Consider the following 23,569-nt stretch of genomic DNA (forward strand, 5'->3'; position numbering starts at 1 on the left):
GGCAGCGCCATTCATCTGTTATTGGGAGATCATTCCCATGTTTTTCAACCTATTGCATAATCTGTGGGCGCTGTTTGTCCTCTTTGCTGAAGAACGGCGCCTTCTGTTTTCGGTGCCATCCCTCTGCCGTCTGCGTACCTTGCTCACGGCCCTGTGCTGCTGGACCACACTAATGTCTCCCCTGGGGGCCCACGGCGAAGAGGTCGAGGATGCCGCTGCGATGTTTTCCGCCTGGCAGGAGCGCTCCTCCACCACCAGCCGTGCACCCAGGCCGCTCTCCCAGACCCCCCAGAACGTGACCGTGATTACCGCCCGTGAGATCGAACTGCTCAATGCACATACCTTGGCGGATGTGCTGGATGCGGTTCCCGGCATCCAGCTGAACCGCAGGAGCGGCATCCCCGGCCTGCCGGTCCTCACCCAGATCCAGAGCACGGACTTTATTCACTCCCAAGTTTTTGTGGATGGCGTCTCCGCCTCCAATCTGAACAGCAATTACCCCGATGTGGCTGCCATACCGGCCCAGATCATAGAGCGGGTCGAGATCGTCAAGGGGGCCGCTTCCACTGCCTGGGGATCGGCACTGGGCGGGGTGATCAATGTCATCACCAAGTCGCCCGAAGCGCGCCGGGCCATGGGCGGATCGGTTACCGCCTCCATCGGGGAAGGCACCACGGCCGATACCCGTGGGGAACTGAGCGGCAGCGTCGGTAGTCTGGGTTACTATCTCTCCGGGGGGTATCTGGGCTCAGAAGGGCTGCTGCCGGGCATGCACATCGGCTCCAGTCATGCCTATACCAAGCTGAACTACTCCGCTGACCCCCGCACCCGGCTGTGGGGTACCTTCAGCTACAACCGCGCTGTCATGGGCGACACCTACATTCCCCAGTTTAACCTGCGGGACAGAACAGACAAGACCCTGCTGCTGGCTTCCGTCGGCCTGAGTCACACCCTGCGGGAAGGGCTGGAACTGGAGATTACCGGGCGCCATTCTTTCATGGAAGCAGGCATCAGCCTCCTGTCCATCAGCGACGGCAGTCTCTTAAACCCTCTCCTGCCTGCAGAAATCTCAAAGGATTACGTCAGCGGGGCCAGCCTGAAACTGATCTGGCGCACCGACAACAATCAGCTGGTGGCCGGCAGCGACTATAACCACCAGGAAACCTATTTTAACTCATCCAATCGCCGTTCCTTCAGCCCCTTTACCAGTGACGCGGACCGCTGGGGTTTGTACCTCAACGATACTTACAGCCGCGGGCCGTTCAGCCTGAGCCCGGGGCTGCGCCTGGACCACACCCAGACCAACGGTGATAACCTCAGCTACTCCCTGGGGGGCACCTGGCAGGTCAGCGACAGCACCCTGCTGCGAGCCTATACTGGCCGCGGCTATGGACTGCCCTTTCTGTGGGTTACTCCCTTACCCCTGGCAAAGATCTGGACCACCCAGGTGGGGGTGGAGAGCGGCGCCGTGCCCTATCTCTGGCTGAAGGGCACCCTGTTCCGCAACATGACCTGGGGCGCGGCTGTCCAGCAGCAGCTGGCCATGGGCAGCGAATTGGAAATTCGCACTTCGCCGGTGTTCAACACGTCATTGACCGGGGGCTATACCTTTACCCAGACCACGCGCACCAGCGACGGAACACCGGTACGCCAGGAGAAGCCGACCCATACGCTGAAACTGGCCCTGCGCTATGACGATGCCACCTTCCGGGGGGTATTGACCGGCAGCCACATCTACTGGAACAATCCGGTTGAGGCCAACGGCAGCTACCGTGGCCTGATCTGGGATCTGCACCTTGGGACCATGCTGCTCAAACGGCAGTACTCCTCCCTGGAGCTGTTCTTCTCCGCCCACAACCTGTTCAACGGCAACTTCAACAGCTCCGATTTCTACTCCACCGTGAACCGTTGGTACGAGGGGGGAGTGCAGGTGAGATTCTGATGAGACGTTTGATGCTCTTCATATTCGCCTGTTCGATCCTGCTGCCATCCACGGTCCAGGCCTATGAGGTGCTGGTGTTGCTGAGCAGGCGCGATCCGGGCTACGATGAGGTGCTGAAGGGCTTCCGTGCAGTGTATGCCGGCAGTCAGCGCCTGGTTGTTCTGTCTGATTATACTGAGATTGATATGCTGCGGATCCTGCGCGAGGAGCACCCCCGCCTGGTGCTGGCTCTCGGTGATGCGGCCCTGAAAGAGGCGCGCAAAACTTTGCAGACTCCGGTAATCGCCCTGATGAGTCTGTGTATCACTCCCCCGTCCACCAGCCAGCCTAACCTAACGGGGATTGGTATCATGGCGCCGCCGGAACGCTACCTGAAGATTTTTCAGTCCCTCAAGCTGCGCCGGGTGGGGGTGGTCTACAATTCGGCCAAGAACGGCTGGTACATGCGCCAGGCCCGTCAGGCGGCCCGGCAAGCCGGTATCGAGCTGGTGACCCGCGAGGTGAACAACTCCCGCGAAGTGGCCGCAGCGCTGAACTCCCTGGCCGACAGGGTGGATGGCCTGTGGATGCCTGCCGATCCGACCGTCGTGACCCGCGAAATATCGGAAGAGTGGTTTCTGGTGGCTGCCCGGTACTCCTTGCCGCTGGTAAGCTTCTCCAGTGCCTTTCTCTCTATAGGAGCCGTGGCTGCGGTGGATCTGGACCGGGTGGAAATGGGGCGCCAGGCGGCAGCCATGACCGAGCGGATTCTGCAGGGGGGCGGTGTGGCTGACGTGCCGCCGGAACTGCCCCGCAGCGGTCAGGTTAAAGGCAATGCCAGCCTGCTCAAGCGCCTGGGGATGAACCTGGGTGATTAGCAGAACAAGTACCGGCTTGTAGACCCTGCCGCAATCTTTCCAATAGTGACTGATTCAGTTTGATTGCATCAATAGTTGCAGTCGGCATATCCTGATTTTTTAATCCCTGCCTTTACATAGAAGCTCCGCATGACCACTTCAAATCCTCAATGTGGTTGCCGCGAGTGAACATAAACAGATCTGCCAATAACAGCTGCTGTGATTGGCAAAAGTGGAATGTTTTAAAGTAGTACATTTTTATATGCATCGGTTTTTATATTAAACAAGTAGGCGCTGGGAGTGAAAGGAACAACATGTCCAGAAAAGCAATTGTTGCTGAAAACGCAGTGGCAGTTGGCCCATATTCCCATGCAGTGGAAGCGGGGGATGTGATCTACTTATCCGGCCAGACTCCGATTGATTCAATATCTGGTAAGCTCGTTACCGGAGATGTTTCTGCTCAGGCTGAGCAATGTTTCAAAAATTTGTTCGCAGTTTTAAAGGCGGCGGGGCTTGATGAGAGCAACGTCATGAAGGTAAATGTCTTCCTTGTTGATATGAACGATTTTGCCGCGATGAATACAGTTTACAAGAAGCAATTCAGTCAGCCATTTCCTGCACGTACGACCATAGGCGTTGCATCGCTACCGCTTGGAGCAAAAATTGAAATCGAAATGATAGCTCGCAGGGGTTAACGAGAAAACATCCAGAATGGTCTTTTCCAGATTGAAACCAAGGAGTCTCCCATGAAAATCGTAATCCTCGACGGCTACACCATCAACCCCGGCGACAACCCCTGGGACCCGTTGACTTCACAGGGAGAAGTGGTGATATACGACCGCACCCCGTCCGAACTGAAGATCGATCGGGCCGCTGATGCCGACATCATCCTGACCAGCAAGGTCAAGCTCGACGCTGCTACCATTGCCGCTCTGCCGAAGCTTAAATACATCTCCATGCTGGCCACCGGCTATAACAACGTGGATATTGCCGCCGCCGGAGCGCGGGGCATTCCGGTGGCCAATGTGCCGGCCTATTCTACCGAATCTGTGGCCCAGACCGCCTTTTCCCTGCTTCTGGAACTGGCAACCGGAGCCGGGATGCATGACCAGGCCGTGAAGGCAGGGGAGTGGTGTCGCAATCAGGATCATTCCTTTTGGAAAAAGCCAATTGTCGAGTTGGACGGACTGACCCTGGGGATCGTGGGCTATGGTACCATCGGCCGGGCCACAGCCCGTATCGGGGCGGCCTTCGGCATGCGCATCATTGCCCATGCCCCACGTATCCCGGCTGATCCCGGTCCGACGCCGGTCAGTTTCGTGCCCCTCGACGAACTTTTCAAAACCGCGGACGTGGTGTCGCTCAATTGCCCGCAGACCGCTGACAACGCCGGTTTCGTCAATAGTCGTACTCTCGGGCTGATGAAGCCGAGCGCATTTCTGCTCAACCTGGCTCGGGGCGGGCTGGTGAACGAGGCCGATCTGGCGGCGGCCCTGCGTGCGGGCACCATTGCCGGTGCCGGCCTGGATGTTGTGGCCGTGGAACCGATGCTGCCGGACAATCCGCTTCTGACCGCTTCCAATTGTGTGATCACCCCCCATATTGCCTGGGCCTCTCTGGCGGCCCGCAAGCGGCTGATGCAGATTGTCGCCGCCAACATGGCATCTTTTATCAAGGGTGATCCGATCAACGTGGTGAACGGCCAGTATTTGAGATGAATTCTGTCAGAGTCGGCCCTGCACCAGAAAAAATGAAGCACGAGAATATTGAATGGGTTATAGTTGGGTCGTTCGTTTTAGGTGTAAAACTTTGAATCGCAGCATACAGGAGTAAGAAAGTAATTATGAGCAGCCCTGATTTGAGAAAACTCCCCCCCCAGAGCCTGGAGGCCGAAATGTCCATTCTGGGAGGCATTCTGATTGATAACGATGCAATCAACCGCGTGCTGGAGGTGTTGACCTCTGAGGACTTTTATCGTGAGAGCCACCGCAAGATCTTCCTGGCCATGATGGCACTCTCCGACCTGCGTGAACCGTGTGACCTGATCACCTTGAGTTCCATGCTTAAAAAGCAGGGGGAGCTGGAGGAGGTTGGCGGTGCAGCTTATCTGGCCACTCTCGTGGACTATGTCCCTACAGCGGCAAACGTTTCCTACTACTGCAAGATCGTCAAAGAAAAGTCCACCAACCGCCGCCTGATCAGCGTTGCCACAGATATAGTCACCCGTGGCTATGACGAGCAGGCTGATGTCAACGAACTGCTGGATGTGGCCCAGAAGCACATCTACGAGATATCCGAGAACAAGCTGCGCCCCCAGTATGTGATGGTTAAGGACATCATCAAGGACACCTTCAAAATTCTGCAGACCCTGCACTCCAAAAAGGAGCTGGTTACCGGTACCCCTACCGGCTATGTGGACCTGGACCTGATGACAGCCGGTTTCCAGCCGGGCGACCTGATCATCATCGCAGCCCGTCCTTCCATGGGCAAGACCACCCTGGCCTTGAACATCGCTGAATATGCCAGTGCGGATCCTCGCAACAAGAACCGGGTGCCGTCCGTGGTATTCTCTCTGGAGATGGGCAAGGAGCAGCTGGTCATGCGTCTGTTCGCTTCCATCGCCAGGATCGATTTCGGCAAGATGCGCACCGGCCATTTCCAGGATTCCGACTGGCCGCGCCTGACCAGGGCTGCCGGCATACTGCACGATTCCAAGATTTTCATTGATGATACTCCGGCCATCACGGTGCTGGAACTCCGCTCCAAGGCGCGCCGCCTGAAGAGCGAGCATGACCTTGGCATGATCATTGTCGACTACCTGCAGCTGATGCGGGGAGGAGCCAACACGGAATCGCGTCAGCAGGAGATCTCCGATATTTCCCGGTCCCTCAAGGCCCTGGCCAAGGAGCTCAATGTGCCGGTGATTGCCCTTTCCCAGCTCAACCGCGAACTGGAAAAACGGGCAGACAAGCGCCCCATGATGAGTGACCTTCGTGAGTCGGGCGCCATCGAGCAGGATGCGGACGTGATCATGTTCGTTTACCGCGAGGCTGTTTACTGCGACAACTGCCGCAAACGTGACGGTTCCTGTACCCACGGTCATGAACGTAACGCCGAAGTCATCATCGGCAAGCAGAGGAACGGCGCACTGGGCACCGTCCCGCTGGCCTTCTTCGGCGAGCATACCCGCTTTGAGAACCTGAGCGAGCGCAACGACAGTTAAGGCGGGGACCAGGGACAAAGTTCCCCTCCCTTGATGGGAGGGGCTAGGGGAGGGTGAAGCAGACAGCAGCGGTAAGATGGGTGTCATCTTGGAGAAAAACCACCCCTCTCCCCGACCCTCTCCCACTGAGTGGAGAGGGAGCCTTGACCTAAGCGCATCTCCACTGACTAATTAAGGGAGGACGTACATGTCAGAACCGGTAAAAAAAGGGAGTCTGGGAGAGATCCTGTCCGCCTCCCAGATCATCAGCGAAGCCGATGTGCAGGCGGCACTCGAGATGCAGAAGCGCACCGGCTGCCGGATTGGCGAGGCGCTGGTGAACCTGGGGATTGTTACCCAGGAGGATATTGACTGGGCGCTTTCCAATCAGCTGGATTTGCCCTACATCCGCCTCAAGAAGGAGATGATCGATCCTGCGGCCATCGCCCTGATTCCGGGCAATCTGGCGAGAACCTATAATTTCATCCCCCTGATAGCGGCAGGTGGAGAGCTCAGTATTGCCATCGCAGACCCGCTTAATCGCGCTGCAACCGAGGCAATCGAGCGGTTGACCGGATTAAGCGTTAATCTTTCCGTAGCGCTGATCCGCGAAATTCGCGAAATGATCGACGCCTGGTATGGTGCAGCCAGCCGTGATCAGATGGGTTTCGAATCCCCCGCTTTTTCTCCTGCCGTACTCGAGATCATCAATGCCGATATCGGCGGGGGCAAGTTGCTGGACTACCTGCTGGTGTTTATTCTGCGGAACCGGCTTTCCTCACTGTCGCTGCACCCATCCACTGAACAGGTAACGGTGAGTGGCCGAAAGGAGGGCGTTGTCAGCCAGATCGGCACTCTGCTGCTTAATCATTACCCTGAATTCATCCGGCGCCTGCGAAAAACTGCCTCAATTGCTGCAACCGGTGAAGCGGCTTCTGGTGGAACAATTTCTCTGACGGTTAAAAACCGGACCGTCACTTTTCAAGTCGCATTACTGCAAGGATACGGCGGTGATTATGTCACTCTGAAACACCAGATCGCCCCGGCGGTCCCTGCACGGTTGGACGATCTTGAAGTTCCAGGTGAGCAAAAGGAATCGGTTGCACAGATTTTCAGGGCGGACAGGGGTATTACCTTCTTTGCTTCAGGAATCATCCAGGAGCGCTGTCAGCTGATGGACCTGGTGCTGGAGGAGAGTAGTATCGCCGGAAAAAACGTGATCATCCTCGGCGATGGTCCCGGCAGAAGAGGCGGGAACTTCCCGCGGATTCCGCTACCAGAGTCCGATACCGACCGTGCCCGTCTGATCATGGATGTTCTTGACCATGACCCGGATGTCCTGGTGATCGAAGATGTTGCCGGCGGGTTGCCGTTCACCGCAGCCTGTCGCGCTGCCATGCGAGGCAAGCTGGTGTTGGCAGGGCTTGCCATTAGTAGCACCGCTGCGGTTCTGCGGTATCTGCTGCACAGCAGGCAGCAGAATCATTTTCTGCCGACTTTTGTGAACGGTGTGATATCCGTGAAAAGTCTGCAGATGCTTTGTCGTTCCTGCAAGAGAGAATATGTGCCACCACGCGAACAGCTGGCCGCCATGCAGCTGGAGCAAGTTCCGCCTGTATTTTATCATCCTGCGGGATGCGAAGTCTGCGGCGCCAGCGGATTCAGCGAACGTCGCTTTCTGCTGGATTCGTTCGTGTTTGATGAAGATTTCCGCAACGCCTTCAATCAGGCTGCCGATGTGCCCTCCCTGGAACTCTATCTCGGCTCCAGGGGATACCATGGCAGTTACAGTGAGGCCTTGCGGCTGCTGACAGCAGGAGAGGTTTCGCCGGAGGAATTTATCGCTTCAGTTATGATGTAATCTCTTGCAGTCGGCGAAGGGGACCCGATTTCAGTGCTCCCCTCTATGTTTAGTTGGATTAACAAGTACCCCTGGAGTAGAGCCATGGCACGCATTGACGCACTATTCAAGATGATGAAAGAGCAGGGAGCCTCGGACCTGCACCTCTCTACCGGCAATCCGCCGATCTTCCGCCTGCACGGCGAGATGGTTCGGCTGCAGTTTAAGACCCTCGGCAATGACGAGCTCAAGGCGATCCTGTTCGAGATTCTCAACGAGAAGCAGAAGGCACACTTCGAGGAGACCAAGGATCTGGACTTCGCCTATGCAGTGGAAGGGCTGGCCCGTTTCCGCGGCAACATCCTCATGCAGCACCGTGGAATTGCCGCCGTGTTCCGCATCATCCCCTCCAAGATCCTGTCGGCTGATGACCTAGGGCTGCCTGAAGGGGTGAGGCGCATGACCAATTTCAAAAAGGGACTGGTGCTGGTGACCGGGCCGACCGGCTCGGGCAAGTCCACCACCCTGGCGGGAATGATCGACCTGATCAACGCCACCCGCAAAGAACATATCCTGACCCTGGAAGACCCGCTGGAGTTCATCCACGAGAACAAGGAGTCGCTGATCAACCAGCGTCAGATCGGCGAGCACACCGAGAGTTTTTCATCGGCCCTGCGGGCGGCACTGCGTGAGGATCCGGATATCATCCTGGTTGGCGAAATGCGCGACCTCGTGACCATTCAGCTGGCCATGAGCGCCGCTGAAACCGGCCACCTCGTCTTCGGTACTTTGCACACAAATACAGCCGCCAAGACCATTGACCGCATCATCGACGTTTTTCCCACCGACCAGCAGGAACAGGTGCGGGCCATGCTGTCCGAATCGCTGAAAGGGGTAGTCTGCCAGCAACTGCTGAAGACGGCCGACGGCAAGGGGCGGGTTGCTGCCCTGGAGATCATGCTGGGCACCCCGGCCATCGCCAACCTTATCCGCGAAGCAAAGACCTTCCAGATCCCCTCCATCATTCAGACTGCCAAGAAAGACGGCATGCAGCTGATGGATCAGCACCTGCTGGATCTGCTCAAGACCAAGCGAATCAATCCGGAAGAGGCTTATCGGTGTGCCATAGATAAGAAACAGTTCGAACAGTATCTGCCGGCAGCGGCGGGGTAGAGGTTGCTGAAAAACAGCCATCTCGCCGCCGTCCTCGTCAGCCACCTTGTGCGACGTAGCGCTGGCCCCCTCCCTATCCCTCCCCCACAATGGGGGGAGGGCATTCTGTTCCCTCTCCCTTTATGGGAGAGGGTGGCCAAAGGCCGGGTGAGGGCCTCCGCGGGGCTTCCTGCGGGTGCGACGATCTGACTATTTTTGAGTAACCTGTTCAGAACAAACCGGGTCGCCACACAAAAAAGAGGATCTCTATATGAACTTCAACCATTTTGACGAAGCAGGCAATGCGGTGATGGTGGATGTCTCGGCCAAGCAGAAAACCATGAGAACTGCCATTGCCGAGGCGCTCGTGCAGATGTCGCCTGAACTGTTGGCCGCCATTCAGAGCGGTGGCGTGGCCAAGGGAGACGTGCTGGGCGTGGCTCGTCTGGCCGGCATCCAGGCTGCCAAGAAGACTTGGGAGCTGATCCCCCTGTCCCATCCCCTGGCGCTGCATGCCATTTCGGTTGATTTCGAACTTAACCAACCGGCCGGGCAGGTGGCCGTGAAGTGCACGGTGCGGGCGTTCGAACGCACCGGCGTGGAGATGGAGGCCATGACCGGCGCCAGCCTGGCGGCCCTGACCATCTACGACATGTGCAAGGGGGCTGACAAGTCCATCAGCATCGGTGTAATCCGCCTGGTGTATAAGGAAGGCGGCAAGAGCGGCGTCTATCGACGGGAGGCACCATGACAGATATGATCAGGGTGGCCATACTGACTCTTTCGGATAAGGGATCGCGGGGTGAACGGGTGGACCAGAGCGGTCCGGCCCTTTCCGCCTGGCTGGCTGAACGGGGAGCACAGACGGTGCATGCACAGATCATCCCTGACGAGCACGACCAGATCGTCGCTGTATTGACGGAATGGGCCGATGCGGATCTGGCGGATCTGATCCTGACCACCGGCGGTACCGGCGTCTCTCCCCGTGATGTCACCCCCGAAGCGACCATGCAGGTAACCCAACGCCTGATACCCGGCATCGGGGAACTCATGCGCCTGAAGAGTCTGGAAAAAACCCCCATGGCATCCCTGTCACGAGCAGTTGCGGGTATTCGTGGCCAGTCGTTGATCATCAATCTGCCGGGAAGCCCCAAAGGTGCCGTGGAAAATCTGGCAGCGGTCTGGCAGGTGATCGGCCATGCGGTGGAAAAGATCCGTGGCGGCCAAGAGGACTGCGGGGACAGGTTCACCAATCCGACGTGCCCCTGATAGCAAATTGTCACGTGCAAGATCCATGGTTACAATTCCGTGGGGGGATGCAGGCGCATGAGTGACACCAAACAGAAAACCACAAAATTAAAGCCATTCTTCCGTATTCTGATCGCTCTGCTTCTTGTCGGCGGTCTCACTTTCATCGCCCTTGCGGTGTACCTCTCTACTCCCCATGCAGCTTCCCAGGTGTCCCGCCTGTTGACCACATCGCTCCACCAGACGGTTCTGGTATCGCATCTTGAACTGACCGGCACCACTCTTCGACTCGAAAAAATTTCCGTCGACAGCCCCGGTTTTTCGGGCCATCTGGCAGCGGCAGATGCGATTGCCATACAGCCGCAATGGCGCAGCCTCGTGACTGGCAGGCGCTACTTCCGGCTGATTGAAATCGATGGACTCAAGCTTGATATCCGCAAGAATAGCAAGGGTGTATGGAACTTTTCGGAGTTGCAGCGTTCGATGGCTAGCGGCAAGCCGTCGGGCGCCGAGCTCTATATCCGGCAGCTGGTGGTAAAGAACGGAAAAATCTCGATCAACGATCAGGCCATGCAGAATATCAACCTGCAGCTGCATAATGTTTCCAGCAAGGGAACAGCAGATGCGGATGTGCAGTTGGTCTTCGAGGATGCGGTTAAAAATCGCTATACCATTGCCGGCCGTGCCCGGGGAGGAAGCCAGCCGGCTCTTGACCTGACTCTGTCGGCACCGACTTTTTCCGTGAATGGTGTGGCCGCTATGCTTGGCCTGAAAAAGCCGCCCCTTTATGGGGAAGAACCCGGGGTGCTCAAGGCTACGGCTGTCATGCAGGGAAAACTGGTGCAGACTTCGCTTCTGTATCAATTCAAGGGTATGCGGCTGATAGCTGGAAGCGCGCCCCTGGGCGGCGCATTGAGTGCCAGTGCCGGCTATGATTCGGGAAAGGACGAGGTGCGGCTGGAGGCAGCGACCCTGTCTGTCAATGATCTGATCAAGCTGCATGCCTCGGGCAGAGCGTCCTCGCTTCGAACGGAACGGAAGTTTGCCGGAGAACTTTCCGCAGGGGAGGTCGATCTGGCCAGAGTGACTGGACTGCTGCCGGAGGGAGAACGCCGCACAACAATTCTGACAGGCAGGCTCGCTAGCACTGTTCTAAAAGTTTCGGGTGACGCAGCACGGGGAATCACCTCCGCCTCGGGTTCCCTCTCCCTTATGGACGGCCTGCTGAAGCGTAATGGCAGGACCTACGTCAGCGGAGTCGAGGGGACACTGCGTCTGGCTGCAGCAGATAAGGATATCCGGCTGGCAGGTAGGCTCCATTCAGGGAAAGCCTCTGCAGAGTCCCTGCTGCAGGATCTAGATACCTCCTTCAGTATGGCGCTCTCCTCAAAAATGAAGCCGTTGGCGGCAGAGGTCAGTCCTCTTTCCGGTAGAGCCATGGGAATACCGTTCACGGGACAATTTTCCTTCAGGAAAGAGGCGCCTGAGCCCTTCAAGGTCACACTGAATGTCCCCCGGACACCGCTGCAATTGCTGCGTCCGTTTCTGAAACAGTACAATCTGGAGCCAGACTCCGGGACCGCCTCCATATCACTTCGCGCCGCAGGGCAGGGGGCACGGGACCTTCATGGAGCAGGACGGGTTGAACTCGTGTCTGTCCAGGGACATCAGGAGAAAAAGGTTTTTGCACTGAAAAACGGTGTCACGGATTTCAGCCTGGGGCTGATAAAAGGCAAGCTGGAGTTGTCAGGCAATGCCAGATTTTCTGGTGTTGCTTTTGGTGGCAAGGGGGGAGATGCCGCCTTTGCATACCGTCTGGTGGACGACAGGCTGGCTCTTTCCGGGAGTACCTTTCAGGTGGAAGGAGTAACCGGCTCTATCGAACGATTGTCGGCAGTGATTCCTCGTAAGGACGCTGGAGAGATAACCCGCCTCCCGCTGGTGCTCGAACTGGCCGGTGGCAAATTCAGGCGTGATCAGCTGGCGATAAATGGCGTTTCGGCCACAATGGATGGTGCCTTTATAGCGAACGGCGGGGACAAATGGCTGGAGGGGAATGCATCACTGGGTTTTGCGGATGCCACCTGGCAGGGAAAGCCGCTGGCCGCGTCTGCTGCCCGTCTGACATTTGCCCGTTCAGGCGCCAGTGGCGACCTTAGCGGGACAGTACTGGGAGGACCGCTGGCAGGCAAATTCGCCTTCAATCCCTTTGCCCCCGGCGCTGGATCAACTTTTCAGGTGGGGATACAGCAGGCACAATTGACCCAGGCAGCCGGTATCGTTCCTGCCGCCTGGAAAGCTGTTCCAACGGGCGGCCTGGCGGATATTACCTGCAAAGGCTCCTATGCACCGGCAACCGGCCCGGATGCGCGTCTGGAAGTTCATGTAAAGAATGTTTCCATCAATAACAGCACAGGCAAGACGCTGCTTTCCGATGGCGGGATCAATCTGCGTGGCGGTATCTCGGGTCAGAAAGTAACAGTCAATTCTGCTGTTGTCAGTGTCGGTGAAGCTGTGGCAGTTACCATTAAGGGAGCAATTGAGCAGGCTGCTTCTCCCGGAAGAACAGGGCGTCTTACCTTTGCGCTGCCGGTTACGCCGGTAAACGGCATGGTTGATCAAGTGGTTAACGTCATGCCTCGAATGATCCAGGAGGCAACTCTTACTGGTACGGTTGCAGGGGAGGGGGCTTTAGATCTGCAGGAGGGCAGGATGCTGCTGCAGGGAGCAGTGCGGCTGAAAGGTGTCGGGCTGGATACGCAACAATTGCGGCTGGCTGACCTCAGCGGCGAGATTCCGATCTCTCTGGATTTTTCGGGGAAGAACACCGGCCGCAGCTTTGACACCCTCAGCTTTACCCGCGAAAATTACCCCCGTCTGCTTACCCAGTTGCGCGGGAAATCGGGCGCAGCATCATCAGTCAGCATAGGAAGCCTGGCGGTTGGTCCCCAGGATCTGGGCAGTATCAAACTGCAGATGAGCGCCGGGAATGGCGTCACCAGGGTCGATCTCCTTAAGGCTTCTCTCTATGGGGGGAACATTTACGGCAAAACCTCCTTCAGTATTGATCGAAACCTCTCCTCCCGGCTGGATCTGCTCCTGGACAGTCTCAGCCTCAAGGAGCTCTGTAATGCTTTTCCAAAGATCAAGGGGTATATCTCCGGCCTGCTTGACGGGGTTATCAGTATTGACGCCTCCGGAAAAAAACTGACCGACCTGTCCGGATTCACCGAATTGTGGGCACGGGAGGATAAGCGGGAAAAGATGCTGATCAGCAAGGAATTTCTTCAAAAGCTGTCAGGGAAGAAGTTGAGCGGGTTCTTTTTCCGCAATGACCGCGCCTACGACAATGCGGAAATCAACGCAATACTGGAGCATGGTTATCTGACCTTCGAACGTCTTGATATCAAAAATACCAATGTCTTTGGGGTTAAGGACCTGAGTGTTTCGATTGCTCCATCACAGAACCGTATAGCACTTGATCATCTTCTTGATACAATACAGCAGGCGGCGGTGCGAGGTACCCGGGCAACGGGTGGTGAAGCTCCAGCAGGAGAGCAGGAGGGAGGCGCGCCGAGTACTCCCGGATTTCAATGGCAGGAATGATATACTGCGGGTTGTAACCCATTTTACAGAGAAAAATAAATGGAGGTGGAACCATGAAGGGCAGAATGATGAAATGGCTGATAACCGGGGTGTGTGGGCTGTTGGCAGCGTGTGCGATCATTACGGTGAATGTGTATTTTCCGGAAAAAGCAGCCAAAGAGGCGTACAAGTCTCTGGATGACATGCTGCTGAAAAATCCGGCGGAGAAGGTTCCTGGAGAGAAGCAGCCGGGCCTTGAACAGGGGCAGCCCGAGGTAAAACCACAGAGCCGCCTCTTCGGGCCGCAGCCTCTGTTCAGCATGGTCACAGAGGCTCAAGCTGCAGAAAGTGAGGCAGATACTCTTGCAGTTGAACTGGCCAGCATGCCGGAGGTAACCAAAGCCTATGCAGAGATGAGTCAGAGATTGCCACGGCTGACGGAATTGTTTGGCAGCGGCGCGATCGGCTTGAGCAATCAGGGATTGGTAAGCGTGCGTGACAAGGCCAAGCTGGCTGCAGGAGATGAAGGAATGATCGCTGCTGAAAACCAGAGCCGCAAGGTTGTGGTCGGGAGCATGGCCAAGGCCACCCTGAAGCTGACCAAGCAGAAAGAGACTCCTGAGGCTCTCGGTCAGGTCATGGGCAAATCGGCAGCAACTTTTGCCGAAAACCGGCGTGAAGCGGCTAAACCGGGATGGTGGATTCAGCTGCAGAATGGGCGTTGGGTTCAGAAATAGTCATTATCTGAAAACGTTTTTTTAAATGGCGCTTTTCATGTCTGAAAAGCGCCATTTTTATTCTGATTTTCTCACACAAGAAAATAGTAGTTACAGCCGATTTTCAGGTTCAAGTTTTGCAATCTAAAATATTTTTTAATGGTGTGGGCAGGGAGGATTTTGTGGAACATGCGAAAAGGCTTCTTTTTTGCTTGGGAGTGGCCGTGCTTCAGTTGACGGTCTTGATCCCCATTGTCAGGGCCGGTGATACCGAATCAGTCATTGCACTTAGCCTGATGGAAAACGACAGAATGAAACATGAGCAGGCAGAAGAAGTACCGCCCTCTGCTTGGTGTCAACCAAGAGTCCTCGGAAAGTCGCTTTCGAATACTAACCAGGCACCTCTGGTACCCAAGAAACCATTTGCTCAACCTTCCTCTGCCCCGATTAACACTGTGGTAGTAACCCCTTCTACTCCGGTTTCTATTCCCCAGTCAGTTGAGATCAGCCAAAGGTGTTCCGGCTTGGATGGAAATTCAGCAATGGTCCGGGAGTAGTTTCGGACAGCAAACCGGGTTTAAAGTACTGGAAAAGTGTCTGAAGCCTGGTTGAATAGCGGCAATGGTTGGTGATTTAACATGATGTACGGCTCAAGTTGGAATAATAAGTAATAAAAGACCTAACCGGCAACAGATATTGATTGCTCCTATAAATGTCGGTTCTCTCCCCGTTCGCCCCGCAGTTTGATAGCTTCCTCTTATTTTGTTCGTTCTCCACCATCCCCACAAGGTATATAATATGACTACGTGAAAAGGTGCAGCAGTCAGTACACGCAGCAAAGGAGATTTTATGAGAGCATTTATACCAGTATTGCGTAAGGTGATTCTGACCATCGTCGCTTTGCTCGTAATACCTGCCGGAATAATGGCTCAGGATGAAGATGATTCCGATCAGGCCTATCACTTCAGCAAGGAAGAGTTGACCCAGATGGTTGCGCCTATTGCGCTCTACCCGGATGCGTTGACCGCCCAGATTCTGATGGCTTCTACCTATCCGCTGGAAGTGGTGGAGGCGGACCGTTGGCGGAGCAAGAATCTGCAGCTGAAAGGTACTGACCTGGATAATGCCCTGCAGGACAAGAATTGGGATCCCAGCGTCAAATCGATCTGCCATTTCCCCGACATCCTCAAGGCGATGAGCGATAAGCTCGATCAGACCAGGAAGCTTGGCGATGCATTCCTGGGGCAGGAAGAGGAGGTCATGGCCATAATCCAGGAGTTGCGCAGCAAGGCCATGGCCCAGGGTAATCTCAATACGAGCGAGCAGCAGAAGGTGATTGTTGAGAAGGAAATCATCAAGATCGAGCCTGCCAATCCGGAGGTCGTGTATGTGCCGGTGTACGATCCGGCTTATGTGTATGGTCCCTGGTGGTATCCGGCTTACCCCCCTTATTATTGGTACTATCCTCCCGGGTTTTACAGCGGAGCCTACATCGGCTTTGGTCCCGGCATTTTCTTCGGGTTCAATGCCTTCTCATGGGCCTGGTTTGATTGGCCGTTTCACCGGGTTCATATCGACATCAACAGGACCAGGAGCTTTCACCATCATGTCAGACGGGATGACTTCTATGGCAGGCGGGGTGGCACCCCCAATGTCTGGAGGCACAATCCGCAACATCGCAGAGGGGTGGCGTACCGGGATCTGAGAACGAGTGAACGTTTCGGGTCGCGTACTCCCCGTGCATTCGTATCGTCGCCCTCCAACCGGGAAAGACGCGGTTATCCGGGAACGCGCATTGAACAGCAGAACGTGAGGCCGCAGCGGGGGGTGAGACAGGCTGTGCCGCAGACACCGCAGACACCAACTGTGCGGCAGGCTCCTTCAGCAGACACCACGGCTCCTGTAATACGCCGGGAAGGATCAACCACACCGAGGGTGCAATCAGTACCTCGTGAAGGCTCGCCTGCGCCACGAGTGCAGTCAGCACCTGATCGCTCCCAACGTGGCGTGGTTCGTGATACTCCCTTCAGGGGCATTGGTGAAGGAAACCTCGAGCGCAGGGCGGGTGAGCGTGGCGGTATAAGCAATCGCAGCAGTGAAATCAGACCGCAGACAGGTGGTGCTAGTCGCCAAAGCGGTGCTTCAGGTGGTGGCTTTTCGCGCGGTGGCGCCCCGGGGGGCGTATTGCGCGGTGGTGGCGGATCTGGTGGTACCTTACGCGGTGGTGATGGTGGCGGGCACGGTGGCGGCGGTGGCCACGGTGGTGGGCGTAGATAGCTGCAGGATCCGGTCAGGTCAACAACCTGATAATGCATACAGGGGGAAGTCATGAAAATAGCAATTGTGCAAAATATCAGTGGGAGGATCTGGATGGCCCTGCTCGCCTGGGTAGTCACCGTAATTCTGGGTATGTTCACTTTGGCTCCGGATATAAGTTCAGCGGAAGCACTACAGAAACGCTTTTCGTCACCCGAGGAGGCGGTGGAGGCACTCGTTGCCGCAGCCAGGGCGGACGATCTGAACACGATGCTGTCCATCCTCGGACCCGGCAGCAAGGAGCTGGTTTCTTCGGGTGACAGTGTGGCCGACAATGCGAGTCGTGACAAATTCGTCGCATCTTATGAGCAGAAGCACTCTCTGGAGGCCCGGACAGCCAGCACCAGGATCCTGCACATCGGCGCCGATGACTGGTCCATGCCTATCCCGATCGTCAGGAAGGGGAACAGCTGGGGTTTTGACATTGGAAAAGGGAAGAAAGAAGTTTTGAACCGCAGGATCGGGCGCAACGAACTGTATGTTATTGATGTAATCGATGCATATGTGGATGCACAGCACGAATATGCGAGCAGAGATTGCCGTGGCGGAGGCAGGGTCGAATTTGCCCAGCGTATCATAAGTACACGGGGCAGTCGTGACGGCCTTTATTGGGAAGCCAGGGAGGGGGAGGAACAGAGTCCGCTGGGACCGCTGGTTGCCCAGGCGGCGCAGGAAGGGTACTCAGCAGATGGCAATCTTTCACCATTCCACGGGTATTATTTCAAAGTCCTCAAGGGGCAGGGCAAAAACGCCAAGGGTGGTGCCTACAGCTATGTGGTCAAGGACAAGATGATCCTTGGGTTTGCTCTGGTGGCATATCCCGCTGAATACGGCAATTCCGGGGTGATGACGTTTGTTGTAAATCAGGAGGGGATCCTGTTTGAGAAGAATCTCGGTAAAAATACCCGGCGCCTGGCCGAAGCGATGACAGTGTACAATCCCGATAAGAGCTGGAAAAGAGTCAAAGATCTGGGAGCAACGGCAGCGAATGTGCCTTGCCCGGTAGATCAGAAGCGTCCATAACACAGGCGTTGCTGTTGTTAACTGTCTGATCTGCTGATGCAATCAAAAGTGGTCCAACAGTCATCAAAAATCTCACGCTTGCGTGCTTTACCGTTTCGGACCCTACAGGCAGCAAGTTGAGATCGGAAGTTTAGGCGTTATAGTAAGTAGTGGAGCGGCAGATCCTGTGAAAAAATAGGAGCGAATGCCATGCACACTGATTTACAAACCGAGTTCAGGGACTATACGCCGGATGGATTGAGTGAGCTCTACAAAAAAGATCCAACTTATTTTGATGAACTTGCTGCTGCTGCCATTCACCAGGCATGCATTGGTAAAACTGAAAAGGAAACAACCAAACTTCGACAAATGCAGTGGTCCATTGAGGGTCAACTCCGGAAAGCCAAGACTCCGCTTCAAAGAATGCAGATAATGGAAAATATTTTCTATAGCCGCATCTTTGGACAAGATGGCGAACTCGCGCAACTATCGTATGGTTGCAAGAGGTTGCTTGATGCTGTCTGTGTGCAGGATCCTGCCACAAGACCGAAGTTATCTCTATTGAATGGCGGCAGAAACGAGGGAGCCAAAGGCCTTTAAAATGGTTTACCAACGGCGGCATCCCGATGTTTTTTGTAGAGGGAACTCGAAGTCCCCCGCTGAATAAGGTGGAGCAAAGGTTTAGAAGCCTCCATGCTTGCCAGAACTGGAAATTCCTCGTATTATGGTGCCAATTTCAGATAGGGCGGCCGATCAAGCCGCCTTTTGTTTTGCACTGAATTCCATGGTAGGGATGAAGCTATATAAGGACCCATGACAACAGGTAACGCATGAAAAGGAGAATGGGCATTGAAAGATTGTAAAACTGAAACAGCTACAGACATGGCAGCGACACAGAGGACAAGGCTTGGCAGGGAGGAATTTAGCATGCTGCCTTTTCCCGATAAACTCACGTACTTGGCCGGAGTATCCCCCAAGGAACGGGTGAGTCTTATACTGGGAGACCCGGAGGGCAAGCAGCTGACCTGGTCCATGCACCCCCAGGCCTTGTACTGGCTTTTCAAGGAAATTGACACCCCTGATGCCATGCAATTGCTGGGGTTGGCAAATCCACGGCAGTGCGTTTTCATTCTGGATATGGAACTCTGGAGAGGCTGGACCTTTTCCGAAGATAAGGCGATGGAATATTTCGGGTATATCCTGAAAGGGAGTGAGGAGCATTTCCTGGAATTACTTCCCCATCTGGATTTCAATCTCCTCACACTTTTTCTGGGGAGGGAAATTTTTGTCGCGGGTGGCATTGGAGACCTCAATACCGATGAAGAACGCTTGATTGAGTGGGATCACACCTTCGATGATGTGTTTCTCATAAAATTCAAGAAACCAGAAAATGCCGAGGTAATCGGCCGCTTTATAGATTTGGTCTGCCGCTATGACAACCCCCTCTATACTGCGCTGATGGAAAGCGTCAGCAGTGATATCGATGTGGAAGGTGAAGAGGAGTGTTATCGCTTGAAGTCGGGACGTCTTGCCGATCTGGGCTTTCCTCCCCTTGACGAGGCACGTGAGATCTATTCCCGAATTAATCCGGCCACCTTTACACCCAGCCATACCAAAGTGCTGTTGCAGACCGATGTATCGAATAATCTTCCCGATATCATGTTGACCGATAAAACACTACTGGAGAGGGCTATTCTGCAGGTAGACTCGGAACTTTTCCGCATGGAGCTGAACTATCTTATAAACACCGCTCTTGTGGCTGATGAAGCACACCTGGCCGACACGCCATACATGCTGGCGGTAGTGGAAAGGGTTTACGGTTATTTGAATATTGCCCTTGAGTACCTCAGCAAAGGGGATGAAGCCAAGGGGGTCGAGATTCTGCGCGGCGAGTATCTGAAAAACCTGTTCCGTCTTGGCTTTAGCATTGTACTTGGCCTGAAACACAGGGCAGACAAGTTGAACGATTCAAGTTATGCTACCGGTGAAGTCCTGTCCGGGCTGAAAAGTCCCAGACCTCGCTATTACCGTGGATTGGATGACGACGGTATTGATGGTTACCGGGAATTTCACGAAATGCAGGATTTCAGGAATGTGTCTGATTTTTTAACAACTCTGGAAGATGGGACGGATGAGTTGAATTGAAGCAGGATAAATATAGAGACAATTCAAAGGCGGCCAACTGGTCGCCTTTGTTGTTCCTGTTTCTGGAGCACTCAGCGGGAAGCGGGTCTGGTTTCATCTGGTACAATGCCGAAGCAGGCGGTAGTGTGAAGGCTTTCCTTCTCTTTTGACTTGCTGAGGGAGGCCGGATACAATCGTGCCTCGGCAGGTATCTCTGATACCGGAAGCAAGTGAACAGCGGGGAGTCCGGGCCCAATTTAATGCCCAAATAAGCAAGCAGCGCATAAGTCGTGGAGATGAGACAATTATGAAAATACAGAAACTGACAATCGAAAACCGCGCAAAGGTATATGCGCTTCTGCAATGTGCCTTTCCCCGCAGTAACTATGAAGCTGAGCTGGTGCGGAAACTGCACGCCAATGGCAGGCCGCTCCACGAATGGGTCTGCCTCCATTCCAACAAAGTCATCGCCTACATCGCCTTTTCCAATGCGTATCATGGCAGGGATATCTGCGGATTGCATCTGGCGCCCATGGCGGTGACACCGGAGTTTCAGAAACAGGGGGTGGGCACGGAACTGCTCAGGTTTGCCTTGCGGCAGGAGGCGATCAAGGGCCAGCCCCTGTTCGTACTGGGGGAACCGAATTATTACAGGAAGTTTGGCTTTGAGCCGTGCAGTCAGCCCATTTGTCCGTTCGATATAAACAACGCCCATTTCCTGAGCATGGGCAACATCGTTGCCACCAGCTTTGTTGTCGGGTATGAGCCGGAGTTTGTTCCGGTCATCGCGCCGGCAGCCCCTCATGGAAAGAAGCACAGGCACGGTAAGCATTCCTGATCGCTATTTGATTATTTTCTTCCTTTGTTGCATGGAGATGTTTTTATGAAAAAGCTGTTGATTGTCTGCCTCGCTCTGATAACGCTCTTCGTTGCATGTGCTCCCTCCATGTATGGCGTTCCACAGGAGACCTGGGACCGAATGAGCGAGTCGGAGCGGATTGAGGCGATGCGGGTCTATGAGCGGGAACAGCAGGCCCGTCGTCAGGCGGCGGAAGAGCGGGCCCGTCGTCAGGCCTTTGAGCGCGAGCGGGAGAGGGTGCGGCAGGCCGAGATTGAAAGAGCACGGCGTGAGCGGATAGAGGCGATCCATCGGGGTGAGGGTGCCTATGGGGAGTTGATCCGGGTCCGCTTGCAGGGGGGCAGGATCAAGCTTGGGGATCGTCACCACCGCTACGAGCCGATAACCTTCACCATTGCCGACGGTGAAACGGTTAAAATAGGAGTGTCGGATGGCAGGGGACGAGGGGCTGATCTGGTCGTGAGCTATGGCGGGGGTGCTCTTTCCCTTGATGGAAGCCGTTTCCCTTACGAGCGGCGCTGGGGGCGAGGAACCGTGTATGCCGATACCGGAACCCGGGGGGCGCTCGATCTGCGTGGAGTGGATCTGTTTGTTGAAGTTCGCGACCGTTCCAGCCGTCATGAGCGGGAGCTGCCCCGCCTGGCCGTGATCAGAGAAGAAGCGCCGCCGGTGGTGATCCGGGAGAAGGAGCATCGAAGATCCCCACAGGTGATTCCAAGAGAAGAAGAGAAGCCGAAACCGCCGCCCCTGGCCGTCCGCGAGCCTCCTGGCACGCCACCGGCAACGGTACGCAATCCCCCCAAGACGCCACCGGTGGTTGTGCGCGAACCGGTTAAACCGCCGCCGGGACAACCTGTCTCATCCCCTGCAGTGGAAGGTCCTCCACGCACTCTGGAAGTATTTCTGCTTTCAGGGGAGATGAAGGTGCGGGGCCAGAATCAGAATGTGGAGCGTGCTGCACTGCGAATTTCAGAAGGGGAAAGCCTGAGTCTGACCGTGAAGGCAGGGGCTGAGACGCGCACCATCTCCCTCCGCTATGCCAAGGGTGAACTTTTCATCGATCCCGGACCCGCACGTGGGCGCGATGTAGTGCGCCTTCCTTTTGAGAAGGAGTGGAAAACGGGGAAGGTCTACAGATTTGGTTTGAAGGGTAGAGTAGCTTTGGAAAAGGTTGAAATGAAGGTGACTGGGATCAACTGGAAGTAGCAGACTTACGTCTGAAAATAACCTGCTTAAGCACAAAGAGAGGGGGAGCCAAAAGCTCCCCCTCTCTTTGCATGTTTCTGTTCATATTCAATTATCAGCTGATTGGTACGTTTCGGATGTTGCCGGTCTCGGCAATTTTCGGAATTCGTATCTCCAGCACACCATCTTTATGACTGGCCTTAACATCTTCCAGGTTAACCCCCTCGGGAAGCTCGATCGAACGGCTGAAGCTGCCGTAGCACTGTTCAACCCGGTAATAACCTTTTCGCTCGACGGTTTCCCCACCTGTTTTTTCACCGCTTAAGACCAGTCTGTTGCCGGAAAGTTCCAGTTTGATGTCCTCCCGTTTCACTCCTGCAAGTTCCGCCCTGATGATCAGCTCGTTTCCTTCCTCGAACATATCGAGGGCCGGCACGAAATCGGTACTCTTCTGCTCACCCCTGAAGGTTGTCAATGGGAGCCGGTGAAAACCGAAGAACGGACGATGGAGAGTGTCTTCAAACCACCGCTCCATTTCGTGCAAGGTTGTGAGCATTTCCCGTTCAATTCTGGTCATCGTCGGGATCGTCTCAAGGGATGCACCAGGTGTCCGGCTGACGGTTACTTCTCTTTCTTCTCTCGGTTCATGTTCTCTCAGTGCTGTTTCATTATGTTTTCTCATGGCTCACACCTCCATGAATTCAATGACCTACGATAGAATTATACCAATTATGGCAATAAGTGATCAAGAGGGTTTGATGTATCCAGCTGTGCTCTCACCTCGGAATTACCTAATCCAGAGCCTTCCTCCTTTTTCTCAGGTGTAATCATCCACCTCAAGCACCGTCCCCTTCATGGTGCCGGTGACGCTGGCTACATAAGCCCGGGCGACAAGGGCGGCGGGCATGCCCTCCAGCAGTTTGTTACCCATTGCCAGCAGGGTTTCCTGCACCCAGACCGGGCTGACAACGTTTACCCGCACCCCACGTTCCAGCTCCAGCTGGGCCGCACGCACAAAGCCTTCCAGGCCGGCGTTGACCATGCTGATGGCACTGCCGCCCGGCATCGGCTCCCTGCCCAGTATGCCGCTGGTGAGGGTTATCGAGCCGTTGTCATTAATGTAGTTGCGGCCGATCCTGACCAGATTGATCTGGCCCATCAGCTTGTTCCTGAAGCTGAACAGGAAGTCCTCATACTCCAGGTCGTCCAGCGGGCCGAAACGGGCGCTTCCAGCGGCACTCACAATTGCATCGAATTTCCCGACACCTTGAAAGAACGCTTCCACGCTCTCGGGATTGGCCATGTCGATCCGCAGATCACCGCTGCTCCGGCTGGCACTGATCACTTCGTTGCTCGCACTCAGCGCCTTCGCAACCTCCCGGCCGATTGTTCCGGTACCACCGATTAGTATGATACGCATCAGATCCTCCTTGTGAACATTCAACTTCTTCTGTAATTGTACCTCGATCCGAAAATCTTTGAATCTGACCTTCCTGTCTGCTCTCGTCATACAGGTGGATGAGACGGGGGAGAAAGACCAGAGCGCGATCTGGTATACTGGG

Annotated in this window: 19 protein-coding genes; 17 read left to right on the forward strand and 2 right to left on the reverse strand. The window is 55.3% G+C overall.

The features are described from left to right. Positions 1-37 precede the first annotated feature (37 nt). The 17 genes from KJB30_RS10160 to KJB30_RS10240 all read left to right on the forward strand — a co-directional run bounded on the left by KJB30_RS10160 (position 38) and on the right by KJB30_RS10240 (position 22,028). The gene (locus tag KJB30_RS10160) at positions 38-1,942 is read left to right on the forward strand and encodes a TonB-dependent receptor plug domain-containing protein (RefSeq protein WP_214298732.1); all 1,905 of its coding nucleotides are present in this window, start codon (positions 38-40) and stop codon (positions 1,940-1,942) included. Further along, complete coding sequence (locus KJB30_RS10165; protein ID WP_214298734.1) at positions 1,942-2,799, forward strand: ABC transporter substrate-binding protein; 858 nt, start codon at positions 1,942-1,944, stop codon at positions 2,797-2,799. The genes KJB30_RS10160 and KJB30_RS10165 overlap by 1 nt, the downstream gene beginning before the upstream one ends. Before the next feature lie 293 nt (positions 2,800-3,092). Beyond that, positions 3,093-3,473, forward strand: a complete 381-nt coding sequence (locus tag KJB30_RS10170; RefSeq protein ID WP_214298736.1) for a RidA family protein — start codon at positions 3,093-3,095, stop codon at positions 3,471-3,473. 51 nt (positions 3,474-3,524) lie between these two features. Beyond that, positions 3,525-4,496, forward strand: a complete 972-nt coding sequence (locus KJB30_RS10175; protein ID WP_214298738.1) for a D-2-hydroxyacid dehydrogenase — start codon at positions 3,525-3,527, stop codon at positions 4,494-4,496. A gap of 125 nt (positions 4,497-4,621) precedes the next feature. Continuing rightward, positions 4,622-6,001, forward strand: a complete 1,380-nt coding sequence (gene dnaB, locus KJB30_RS10180; RefSeq protein ID WP_214298740.1) for a replicative DNA helicase — start codon at positions 4,622-4,624, stop codon at positions 5,999-6,001. 187 nt (positions 6,002-6,188) lie between these two features. Next, positions 6,189-7,841, forward strand: a complete 1,653-nt coding sequence (locus KJB30_RS10185; RefSeq protein ID WP_214298741.1) for an ATPase, T2SS/T4P/T4SS family — start codon at positions 6,189-6,191, stop codon at positions 7,839-7,841. Between the two features lie 84 nt (positions 7,842-7,925). After that, entirely contained in the window at positions 7,926-8,993 is a 1,068-nt protein-coding gene (locus KJB30_RS10190; RefSeq protein WP_214298742.1) for a type IV pilus twitching motility protein PilT, read from the forward strand. A gap of 250 nt (positions 8,994-9,243) precedes the next feature. Beyond that, positions 9,244-9,723, forward strand: a complete 480-nt coding sequence (moaC, locus tag KJB30_RS10195) for a cyclic pyranopterin monophosphate synthase MoaC (RefSeq protein ID WP_214298743.1) — start codon at positions 9,244-9,246, stop codon at positions 9,721-9,723. Positions 9,724-9,731: 8 nt separating this feature from the next. Next, positions 9,732-10,241: a MogA/MoaB family molybdenum cofactor biosynthesis protein gene (locus KJB30_RS10200; protein ID WP_214298839.1), complete on the forward strand. Its 510-nt coding sequence runs from the start codon at positions 9,732-9,734 to the stop codon at positions 10,239-10,241. A 57-nt stretch (positions 10,242-10,298) separates the two neighbouring features. After that, positions 10,299-13,826, forward strand: coding sequence for a hypothetical protein (locus KJB30_RS10205; protein WP_214298744.1), 3,528 nt, complete (start codon positions 10,299-10,301; stop codon positions 13,824-13,826). Between the two features lie 53 nt (positions 13,827-13,879). Beyond that, entirely contained in the window at positions 13,880-14,542 is a 663-nt protein-coding gene (locus KJB30_RS10210; RefSeq protein ID WP_214298746.1) for a DUF1318 domain-containing protein, read from the forward strand. Between the two features lie 828 nt (positions 14,543-15,370). Further along, positions 15,371-16,798, forward strand: a complete 1,428-nt coding sequence (locus tag KJB30_RS10215) for a DUF3300 domain-containing protein (RefSeq protein ID WP_214298748.1) — start codon at positions 15,371-15,373, stop codon at positions 16,796-16,798. Positions 16,799-16,849: 51 nt separating this feature from the next. Continuing rightward, positions 16,850-17,860: a DUF2950 domain-containing protein gene (locus KJB30_RS10220; RefSeq protein WP_246545619.1), complete on the forward strand. Its 1,011-nt coding sequence runs from the start codon at positions 16,850-16,852 to the stop codon at positions 17,858-17,860. A gap of 189 nt (positions 17,861-18,049) precedes the next feature. Next, positions 18,050-18,439 carry a DUF3135 domain-containing protein gene (locus KJB30_RS10225; RefSeq protein ID WP_214298750.1) on the forward strand — a complete coding sequence of 130 codons (390 nt, stop codon included), beginning with the start codon at positions 18,050-18,052 and terminating at the stop codon, positions 18,437-18,439. A gap of 327 nt (positions 18,440-18,766) precedes the next feature. Beyond that, positions 18,767-19,984: a DUF6178 family protein gene (locus KJB30_RS10230; protein ID WP_246545620.1), complete on the forward strand. Its 1,218-nt coding sequence runs from the start codon at positions 18,767-18,769 to the stop codon at positions 19,982-19,984. A gap of 286 nt (positions 19,985-20,270) precedes the next feature. After that, positions 20,271-20,801 carry a GNAT family N-acetyltransferase gene (locus KJB30_RS10235; RefSeq protein WP_214298752.1) on the forward strand — a complete coding sequence of 177 codons (531 nt, stop codon included), beginning with the start codon at positions 20,271-20,273 and terminating at the stop codon, positions 20,799-20,801. Between the two features lie 45 nt (positions 20,802-20,846). Further along, complete coding sequence (locus tag KJB30_RS10240) at positions 20,847-22,028, forward strand: hypothetical protein (protein WP_214298754.1); 1,182 nt, start codon at positions 20,847-20,849, stop codon at positions 22,026-22,028. Positions 22,029-22,122: 94 nt separating this feature from the next. Here the strand turns inward: KJB30_RS10240 and KJB30_RS10245 are convergent, their stop codons facing one another. After that, the gene (locus tag KJB30_RS10245; protein WP_214298756.1) at positions 22,123-22,689 is read right to left on the reverse strand and encodes an Hsp20/alpha crystallin family protein; all 567 of its coding nucleotides are present in this window, start codon (positions 22,687-22,689) and stop codon (positions 22,123-22,125) included. Positions 22,690-22,824: 135 nt separating this feature from the next. Then, entirely contained in the window at positions 22,825-23,427 is a 603-nt protein-coding gene (locus KJB30_RS10250; protein ID WP_214298758.1) for a short chain dehydrogenase, read from the reverse strand. Between the last annotated feature and the right edge of the window lie 142 nt (positions 23,428-23,569).

The sequence above is a fragment of the Pelotalea chapellei genome (assembly GCF_018531195.1).
GTDB lineage: Bacteria > Desulfobacterota > Desulfuromonadia > Geobacterales > Pseudopelobacteraceae > Pelotalea > Pelotalea chapellei.

Coding starts and splice junctions, on each gene's coding strand:
- KJB30_RS10210 (WP_214298746.1), top strand. CDS start 13,880: ATGAAGGGCAGAATGATGAAATGGCTGATAACCGGGGTGTGTGGGCTG.
- dnaB (WP_214298740.1), top strand. CDS start 4,622: ATGAGCAGCCCTGATTTGAGAAAACTCCCCCCCCAGAGCCTGGAGGCC.
- KJB30_RS10225 (WP_214298750.1), top strand. CDS start 18,050: ATGCACACTGATTTACAAACCGAGTTCAGGGACTATACGCCGGATGGA.
- moaC (WP_214298743.1), top strand. CDS start 9,244: ATGAACTTCAACCATTTTGACGAAGCAGGCAATGCGGTGATGGTGGAT.
- KJB30_RS10250 (WP_214298758.1), bottom strand. CDS start 23,427: ATGCGTATCATACTAATCGGTGGTACCGGAACAATCGGCCGGGAGGTT.
- KJB30_RS10160 (WP_214298732.1), top strand. CDS start 38: ATGTTTTTCAACCTATTGCATAATCTGTGGGCGCTGTTTGTCCTCTTT.
- KJB30_RS10235 (WP_214298752.1), top strand. CDS start 20,271: ATGAAAATACAGAAACTGACAATCGAAAACCGCGCAAAGGTATATGCG.
- KJB30_RS10230 (WP_246545620.1), top strand. CDS start 18,767: ATGCTGCCTTTTCCCGATAAACTCACGTACTTGGCCGGAGTATCCCCC.
- KJB30_RS10245 (WP_214298756.1), bottom strand. CDS start 22,689: ATGAGAAAACATAATGAAACAGCACTGAGAGAACATGAACCGAGAGAA.
- KJB30_RS10220 (WP_246545619.1), top strand. CDS start 16,850: ATGAAAATAGCAATTGTGCAAAATATCAGTGGGAGGATCTGGATGGCC.
- KJB30_RS10205 (WP_214298744.1), top strand. CDS start 10,299: ATGAGTGACACCAAACAGAAAACCACAAAATTAAAGCCATTCTTCCGT.
- KJB30_RS10165 (WP_214298734.1), top strand. CDS start 1,942: ATGAGACGTTTGATGCTCTTCATATTCGCCTGTTCGATCCTGCTGCCA.
- KJB30_RS10215 (WP_214298748.1), top strand. CDS start 15,371: ATGAGAGCATTTATACCAGTATTGCGTAAGGTGATTCTGACCATCGTC.
- KJB30_RS10240 (WP_214298754.1), top strand. CDS start 20,847: ATGAAAAAGCTGTTGATTGTCTGCCTCGCTCTGATAACGCTCTTCGTT.
- KJB30_RS10170 (WP_214298736.1), top strand. CDS start 3,093: ATGTCCAGAAAAGCAATTGTTGCTGAAAACGCAGTGGCAGTTGGCCCA.
- KJB30_RS10175 (WP_214298738.1), top strand. CDS start 3,525: ATGAAAATCGTAATCCTCGACGGCTACACCATCAACCCCGGCGACAAC.
- KJB30_RS10185 (WP_214298741.1), top strand. CDS start 6,189: ATGTCAGAACCGGTAAAAAAAGGGAGTCTGGGAGAGATCCTGTCCGCC.
- KJB30_RS10190 (WP_214298742.1), top strand. CDS start 7,926: ATGGCACGCATTGACGCACTATTCAAGATGATGAAAGAGCAGGGAGCC.